This window comes from Burkholderia diffusa, assembly GCF_902499115.1.
Taxonomy (GTDB): domain Bacteria; phylum Pseudomonadota; class Gammaproteobacteria; order Burkholderiales; family Burkholderiaceae; genus Burkholderia; species Burkholderia diffusa.
Genome location: NZ_CABVPN010000082.1, coordinates 1 through 668 on the forward strand (window position 1 = coordinate 1; position 668 = coordinate 668).

General features: G+C 47.5%; 1 rRNA gene. It reads left to right on the forward strand.

The features are described from left to right. Positions 1–420 precede the first annotated feature (420 nt). Positions 421–668: ribosomal RNA gene (locus BTE28158_RS32305) — 23S ribosomal RNA — on the forward strand; the annotation flags it as partial.

A 668-nucleotide genomic window follows, 5' to 3' on the forward strand; every position in this document is an offset into this window, starting at 1 on the left:
CCGTATCGGAAGGTGCGGCTGGATCACCTCCTTTCCAGAGCTTCTCGCAAAGTTGAGCGCTCACGCTTATCGGCTGTTGATAAAGACAGAAAGACTGTCTGTTAGCGGTTTAATCGGTTATAATGCCGGCCGCTTTAGATAATCTTCAATGACAAACATTCGAATGACGATTGGTTCGAGTCTTTGTCATTGGCGATTGAGCCAGTCAGAGCGATACGTAGTACGTATCGGCTGTCGTTCTTTAACAATCTGGAAGAAGTAAGTAATTTGGATAGCGGAAGCGTCTTGAGATGGACGTGGAAACTATCCGGGTTGTGATTGTATCGATGTATCTCAAGATGATTCGAACTCTAAGTTTGACTCAATTGGAATACGGCACAACGCGAGAACTCAACCTGTAACGAGACAGACTCGTTATAGGGTCAAGCGAACAAGTGCATGTGGTGGATGCCTTGGCGATCACAGGCGATGAAGGACGCGGTAGCCTGCGAAAAGCTACGGGGAGCTGGCAAACGAGCTTTGATCCGTAGATGTCCGAATGGGGAAACCCACTCCTTTTGGAGTATCCATGACTGAATACATAGGTCATGCGAAGCGAACGCGGTGAACTGAAACATCTAAGTAACCGCAGGAAAAGAAATCAACCGAGATTCCCAAAGTAGTGGCGA